The organism is Marinomonas gallaica, assembly GCF_001639745.1.
In the GTDB taxonomy this organism is placed as follows: domain Bacteria; phylum Pseudomonadota; class Gammaproteobacteria; order Pseudomonadales; family Marinomonadaceae; genus Marinomonas; species Marinomonas gallaica.
Genome location: NZ_LTAX01000017.1, coordinates 72,733 through 78,824, shown reverse-complemented (window position 1 = coordinate 78,824; position 6,092 = coordinate 72,733). Strand labels below are relative to the sequence as shown.

The window sequence follows — 6,092 nt, the reverse complement described above, 5'->3', positions numbered from 1 at the left end:
ATCGCCGATGGTAGTGTGGGAGATCCCATGTGAGAGTAGGTCGTCGTCAAGCATCATACAAAGGAAGCCCTGATAGCGATGCTGTCAGGGCTTTTTTGTGTCTGCGGTTTTCCGCACCTCAACACCTCAACGCAGCTAGATTGCGCATCCTCTTTTGTGCCCCGCTTGCGCCTGTCTCATGCTTCGACGCGTTAGCGCGTGACATCAAAAGCGTGCGCCTTCTGGCATCAGTCAGAGAAGGTGTTCAGAAAAACAGAGACATCGCACCACCTGATCCCACCCCGAACTCAGAAGGGCTCTCAACACGCCGCAGGCGCTCACCAGCGCCGATGGTCGTGTGGGAGATCCCATGTGTGAGTCCCACAAGGGGATAGATATAGGTCGTACCGCAAGGGTATAGATATCGTCAAGCATCCTACAAAGGAAGCCCTGATAGCCACGCTGTCAGGGCTTTTTTGTGTCTGCGGTTTTCCGCACCTCAACACCTCAACGCAGCTAGATTGCGCATCCCTTTTATGCCCCGCTTGCGCCTGTCTCATGCTTCGACGCGTCAGCGCGTGACATCAAAAGGGGTGCTTAAATCTTGCAAAGTAATCCTTCGAGGTCTAGTGACTCGAACTCAGGAAGAGCAGCTGTAATGACTGACGCCGCCCATGCGATAAAACTCTTCTGGGCGCAAACGGTAGTATTTATCTTCCATTTCTTGAGACTGCTCTTGGTAGGGGTTATTCAGTACTTCTTGTAGTTCTTTGATTAACGCGTAGTTGCCTTGTTCTGCTTGTTGATAAGCAGGAACGATAAGCCACTCGCGCCAAGTGTATTTTGGGTTCACTTGTTTCATCGCTTGGCTAACGCTGACGTGTTGCTCATTAGCATTGATGGCTGTACGCCATTGGTCGAGCCACTGTTGCCATTGCTCTAATTGTTCTGGCGTGGGCTTTTGATAAAAGCTACTGGTCAGGGCGGAGATTTCTTTGGGTACGTGGGACAGTTCACGGAAGAACATATTGAAGTCGGCGCGGGTGCTGACCATCAATTTTAGTAAATCTAACACCAGTGCTGAGTCATAGTCTTTAAGCCCTAGTTTGCTGGCCCACATCGCCTCGATTTTTTGTTGCATGACATGGCTGAATTCGTCACGGATTTGCAGCAGCGCCTTGTGGACGGTTGGTTCACTTTGCAGTAATGGCTCTAGTGATTTGCAGAACATACTGAAGTTCTGCTGCGCAGCTAATGGCTGATTCAAGAAGGAAAAGTGGCGACCGCCGCCTGTCCAAGGCTGGAAAGCCGGGTCGAATATTTCACAGAACCCAAATGGGCCGTAATCTAGGGTGTAACCTCCTGCTGGGCAGTTGTCGCCATTTAAGTTGCCTTGGCAGTAGCCGACACGAATCCAGTTAGCCACTAAGGAGCTTAGCCTTTCACGGAACAATTGAGCTAGCTTGAGCAGCTTGTCAGAGAAGCCTAGAGCAGGATCGATTTCTTCTTGGTACTCTCTGTCGATTAAATGCAGCACTATCATTTCAAGCTCTTTGAGCGCATCGACATGGGCGTTGTTACGAGCGCGACGGGCAAACAGTTCTAGCTGACCGACACGTATGAATGACGGCGCGACTCGGGTTGAAATCGCCACTGGATTGGAGACCATTACTTCTGGGTCATTGGACTGAGAGCCTTCGTAGTACCAAGGTCGGTCTACGCACTCGGATTTTGATACGAACAAGCTAAGGGAGCGAGAACTAGGAATCCCAAGGGCGTGCATCGCTTCTTGTGCTAAAAATTCGCGTACGCTTGAACGCAGCACAGCACGGCCATCGGCGCCGCGACAATAGGGCGTTCGTCCGCCACCTTTTAGTTGCATTTCCCAGCGTTTACCCTTGAATATGCCTTCAAATATCGACATAGCGCGTCCATCGCCATAGCCATTGCCTGTGCGAAAAGGGCATTGCTGCGTATATTCAGTACCGTAAATGGAGAGGGCGTAACCGGTTGCCCAGCCAAGTTTAGACATCGGGGTTGGTGCTTTAGACAGATCCCCAGAAAAAACACTTTGAAAGCCTGGTGTTTTTGCCAATTTATCGTCTAATCCGAGTTCTTCAAAGAAAGCGGTGCTGTGAGCAATGTATTCAGCATTTGGTAAAAGAGTCGGCGTTACCGGTACATAATGACCCGAGTAGACTTGTCTTGGTCGATGATCATTGCCATTTTTATGGGCTTCTGGATCGGCATTTAGTGAATCCCTTAAAGAGTAGTCGGCTAACTTGGCAAACTCTTCAAGGGTGCAGATCTTAGGGTTGAGATCGCTGGTGGTGTCGTTTGTCATACAGGATCTTCTCTCATAAATAATCGTAGGGTGGATTCGGCTTATCTCTTGAGCTTATGAAAATAAACATGTTGTCGTTTTATCACGCTTTTGTAGAGCTAAGAGCGTTACTCTTTGGTGTATTTTATCGTATTGAACCTCATTACTTTATGATTAGCTGCGCAATTCTTTAAACTGTTTCGATAAAATATTACGCAATAATACTGTTGATGAGAATAAGGGCTTAATGAATGAGTGGTCAGTCGTGGGTAATGAAGTTATATAAGTGGATGGTGAAGACCAGTGAAAAAGACAGTGAAGAAAAGCGTTCGGTCGCTAAGAACTTTTTAAAATTAATTTCTGCTCAGTTTCTGACGAATACCGGTGATGCCATCGTAAACCCAAAGGTAACGCTGCCATGGTTGATGCAAAGCGTTGGAGCGCCTACCTTTTTAGTTGCTTGGTTGGTCCCGATTCGTGAGTCAGGCTCTTTGTTACCGCAGCTGTTTATAGCAAGTGCTATGAGGCGGTTAGCAATTCGTAAATGGGTCTGGGTATCTGGAAGTGGCGTACAGGCATTGTCATTATTGCTTATGGCCTTGGTGGCCGACTCATTAGATGGTTTGGCGGCGGGAGTTTGTATTTTGCTACTGCTGACCTTATTCAGTTTAGCGAGGGGGTTAAACTCTGTTGCAACGAAAGATATTTTAGGTAAAACCATTCCAAAGTCTGAGCGCGGTCAAGTAACAGGGTTATCCGCCAGTGCTGCTGGATTGGTTACGATTGGTATTGCTGTGATGATGGCTGTGAGCTATCTGTATGATTGGCATACATCCGCATACTTTGTGTGGGGGCTCGTTTTAGGCGCTGTTTTATGGCTTCTATCCGCGCTTATATTCTCCAAAGTAGAAGAGACCAAAAGTGACACAGAAGAATCTGATTTTAGTTTTTTTGATTCGCTAAAACAGCTAGCGTTACTAAAAACTGATAAATCATTTCGTCATTTTGTTATCACACGAGCGTGCTTTCTCGGTACAGCCTTGAGTGCCCCTTATTACGTTATACTGGCAGAGGATCGTATTGGTAACTCTGTTTGGGTTCTGGCAATGTTTATGGGTTTAAGTGGTCTTGCTGGCCTTTTATCAGGCCCTTTCTGGGGACGGTTTTCCGACGTTTCTAGTCGTAAGGTATTAATTACAGCCTCGACGTTAGGAGCGATGACAGGGGTGTTTCTATTTGTCATTGCTCAATTAGCACCCTCGGCATTAAGCTCGGTATGGCTTTTACCGCTATTTTATTTTCTATTAACGGTATTTCATCAGGGCATACGTGTGGGGCGTAAAACGTATTTGGTGGATATGGCTGAGGGCAATAAACGTACAAGCTATGTCGCGGTTGGTAATACCGCGATTGGTGTGATGTTACTGATATTTAGCTTAATCGGTATTTTGGGTGATGTATTTTCACTTGAGCTACTCGTTTTGGTGTATGCCATGATTACACTGATTGGCGTGGTCATGGCCATACGTTTACCCGATGTATCTAAGTCTTAGTGATCGGGTAAAGGCACAGATGCACTTTGTTTAATCTTACTCAATACGAGTGTGGAGCTAACATCGCGGACGCCTTCCATATTTGAGAGTGTGTCACTTAAAAAGTCAGATAAAGAACTCAGGTCTTGAGCAATGACCCTTAACCAATAATCACAAGCACCTGTGACTGAGTAACACTCCAAAACAGTGTCTATTGTTGATATACGTTCTTGGAAATGTTTGCGAGCAAGGCTGTTACCTTTATCTAATGTGACGAAGACAAACGCAGTTACCTGATAGCCAAGTTCGGTGCTGTTTAACTGTGTATTGTAAGATTCAATAAGGTTGCTTTGTTCTAGTCGCTGTAAGCGTCTAGAACACTGTGAGGGAGAAAGGTTAACTTGCTCAGATAAAGCAACATTAGATAAGCGTGCATTAGATTGAAGCGCTTTAAGTAGCTTCCAATCGTATGCATCTAATTCTAAGTGATTCATTCAAGGTTCCTTGGGAATGCTACTCAGCTTATTGTTTGATTAATATGTTAAGTTGCTGAGTTAACAGTCTTATCCTAAGTAATTCTTATGAATAAACAAGCACATTGTTTGCTTTTTTTTGAGCGAATAAGAATAGAATCGTGTTGAGATGTAAAAAAGGCTGCCCAAGGCAGCCTTTTTAGCAATTAAGCGGAGGGTAAATTCTTCGATAACCAACCAAGCGCTTCATCGTAAGGCGCTGGCATGTTACTCAATGATTTTATAATCGATTGAAGTTGTTCTAAATCACCTGAACACGCATTTAAATGGCCCACTTTACGGCCTGGACGAACGTCTTTACGATACCAGTAAAGTTCTAAGCCCTTGATTGCTAGCCAATCGTAATCAACGTCAACGCCGATTAAGTTAACCATCATACTCTGGTTTTTCACTTCTGCAGGTGCAAGTGGTAGTCCTGCAACGGCACGAATATGGTTTTCAAACTGGTTCACACTTGCACCAGCTTGAGTCCAGTGTCCACTGTTGTGAACGCGTGGTGCTAGTTCGTTGATTAGCAGCTCCTCACCACAACGGAAACATTCCATGGCCATGACGCCGACATAATCTAAGGCATCCATTAGCTTACCCAGCATGCTTTCAGCTTGGCCTTGTAAGTGTTCAAGTCGCTGCAGAGGAGAGATAGAAGCGTAAAGAATACCGTTGATGTGCAAGTTTAGTGTTAATGGGTAAAAGTACTTCTCACCATTCTTACCACGCACTCCGACAACAGATACTTCTTCATCAAAGTTGATCGCTTGCTCTGCAATCGCTAGACCTTTCCAATCATCAGGGATCTCTGTGCCTTCGCTCTGCTTTAGCCAATATTGACCTTTACCATCGTAGCCACCGCGACGGCGTTTCATTAGCACACGGTCGCCCAAGGTTTGATAGGCTTTTTCTGCAGTTGAATCGTCTTCAACAGGAAACCAAGGTGCCGTTGCAAGCTCGAGTTTATCAATCCACTGTTTTTGCGTTAAGCGATCAGCAAGTTGTGGAAATGTTTCCAAGTTAACAAAGTTCGGATGTGCCGAAAGTTGTTTTGTTGCAGCAGTTTCAGGCCAATCTTCACGTTCAGCCGTGACAATATCATCGGCTTTGAGGGGGAGTGTTTCATCTGTCTCAATATCAACAGGACGAACATCTAAACCAAGTGGATTTGCTGCTTGTTTCAACATGGCACCGAGTTGACCAGCGCCTAATACCCAAATAGATGACATGTTTTAAGCCTCACGTGGATCGGGATTAGCTAGAACCGTATCAGTTTGCTCATCACGGAATGAATCAATACGCTGTGCAAGCTCTGCGTCTTCGTTCGCTAAGATCTGACAGGCAAGTAGGCCCGCGTTAAATGCGCCTGCAGTGCCGATAGCAAGTGTTCCTACAGCCACACCTTTTGGCATCTGAGCAATAGACAGTAGGCTGTCCATACCGTTTAACGCTTTGCTTTGTACTGGTACACCTAGAACTGGTAAACGCGTATGCGCTGCAACCATACCAGGTAGGTGAGCAGCGCCGCCAGCACCACCGATAATCACTTTGAAGCCGCGCTCTACAGCACTCTCAGCGAACTCAGCAAGCTTCACCGGTGTGCGGTGAGCAGATACCACTTCGACATGGTAAGCAACGCCTAATTTGTCCATGATTTCTGCGGCGGCTTCCATGGTGGCCCAGTCACTTTTAGATCCCATAATAAGGGCTATTTTAGCTTGCAAAGTCGTTCTCCTG

5 protein-coding genes are annotated in these 6,092 nt (G+C 46.2%); 1 reads left to right on the top strand and 4 read right to left on the bottom strand.

Going from position 1 to position 6,092, the window contains the following annotated elements; translation table 11 throughout:
- Window positions 1–619: 619 nt before the first annotated feature.
- The gene (locus tag AYW76_RS14445; RefSeq protein WP_067221604.1) at window positions 620–2,323 is read right to left on the bottom strand and encodes a protein adenylyltransferase SelO; all 1,704 of its coding nucleotides are present in this window, start codon (window positions 2,321–2,323) and stop codon (window positions 620–622) included.
- A 230-nt stretch (window positions 2,324–2,553) separates the two neighbouring features.
- On the opposite strand from AYW76_RS14445, the gene AYW76_RS14440 reads away from it, so the two are divergent.
- Window positions 2,554–3,855 (top strand): MFS transporter, encoded by a 1,302-nt coding sequence (locus AYW76_RS14440; RefSeq protein WP_067221601.1) that lies wholly within the window; start codon window positions 2,554–2,556, stop codon window positions 3,853–3,855.
- Here the strand turns inward: AYW76_RS14440 and AYW76_RS14435 are convergent.
- The 3 genes from AYW76_RS14435 to purE form a co-directional block, all read right to left on the bottom strand.
- Window positions 3,852–4,328, bottom strand: a complete 477-nt coding sequence (locus AYW76_RS14435) for an Lrp/AsnC family transcriptional regulator (RefSeq protein ID WP_067221598.1) — start codon at window positions 4,326–4,328, stop codon at window positions 3,852–3,854. The two genes, AYW76_RS14440 and AYW76_RS14435, sit on opposite strands and share 4 nt — an antisense overlap.
- A gap of 185 nt (window positions 4,329–4,513) precedes the next feature.
- Entirely contained in the window at window positions 4,514–5,584 is a 1,071-nt protein-coding gene (gene purK / locus AYW76_RS14430) for a 5-(carboxyamino)imidazole ribonucleotide synthase (protein ID WP_067221595.1), read from the bottom strand.
- Window positions 5,585–5,587: 3 nt separating this feature from the next.
- Window positions 5,588–6,079 carry a 5-(carboxyamino)imidazole ribonucleotide mutase gene (gene purE, locus AYW76_RS14425; RefSeq protein ID WP_067032598.1) on the bottom strand — a complete coding sequence of 164 codons (492 nt, stop codon included), beginning with the start codon at window positions 6,077–6,079 and terminating at the stop codon, window positions 5,588–5,590.
- Window positions 6,080–6,092 lie beyond the last annotated feature (13 nt).

Excerpts from the sequence above, each read along its gene's own strand:
- AYW76_RS14445 (WP_067221604.1), bottom strand. The coding sequence starts at position 2,323 with ATGACAAACGACACCACCAGCGATCTCAACCCTAAGATCTGCACCCTT.
- AYW76_RS14440 (WP_067221601.1), top strand. The coding sequence starts at position 2,554 with ATGAGTGGTCAGTCGTGGGTAATGAAGTTATATAAGTGGATGGTGAAG.
- AYW76_RS14435 (WP_067221598.1), bottom strand. The coding sequence starts at position 4,328 with ATGAATCACTTAGAATTAGATGCATACGATTGGAAGCTACTTAAAGCG.
- purK (WP_067221595.1), bottom strand. The coding sequence starts at position 5,584 with ATGTCATCTATTTGGGTATTAGGCGCTGGTCAACTCGGTGCCATGTTG.